The organism is Microbispora sp. NBRC 16548 (genome assembly GCF_030268985.1).
Taxonomy (GTDB): Bacteria; Actinomycetota; Actinomycetes; order Streptosporangiales; family Streptosporangiaceae; genus Microbispora; species Microbispora catharanthi.
Map to the genome: position 1 here is coordinate 1 of NZ_BSSF01000071.1, position 515 is coordinate 515.

The following is a 515-nucleotide window of genomic DNA, read 5'->3' on the forward strand; positions in this document are numbered from 1 at the left end:
GCGCCAACGCCGCCGCACACTCCGCGATCCGCCCCGAAAACACCGGCGAGGACGCCAGCAACTCCGCACCCATCCCCGCCCACTGCGCCCCCTGCCCCGGAAACACGAACACCGTCTTGCCCGTGACATCCGCCGATCCCATGGACTCGACCTCCGCCAGGGCCGTGAGCGCCTCGTCGCGATCGGCCGCGACCACGACCGCGCGGTGCTCCAACGTCGCCCGGGTCGTGGCGAGGGCGTGCCCGACGTCGGCCACCGAGACGTCCTCGTTGTCCGCGATGAACTGCGCGAGGCGGTGCGCCTGCGCGCGCAGGGCCTGGGCCGTACGCGCCGAGATCGGCAACGCCGCCACACCCGGAACCGCGCCCCCCTCGGGAACCTCCTCCGGGGTCTCGCCCGTGAGCTCGGGGGCCTGCTCCACGATCACATGCGCGTTGGTGCCGCTCACCCCGAACGACGACACCCCCGCCCGACGCGGCCGATCCACCTCCGGCCACGCCCGCGCCTCCGTCAGC

At 74.2% G+C, this 515-nt stretch carries 1 protein-coding gene; it reads right to left on the minus strand.

Annotated elements, in window-relative coordinates; genetic code table 11:
• Positions 1-487 (minus strand): CurL C-terminal domain-containing protein (locus tag QSK36_RS43075; protein WP_352241953.1); only part of this gene is annotated, 487 nt, incomplete at its 3' end.
• Positions 488-515: the final 28 nt, after the last annotated feature.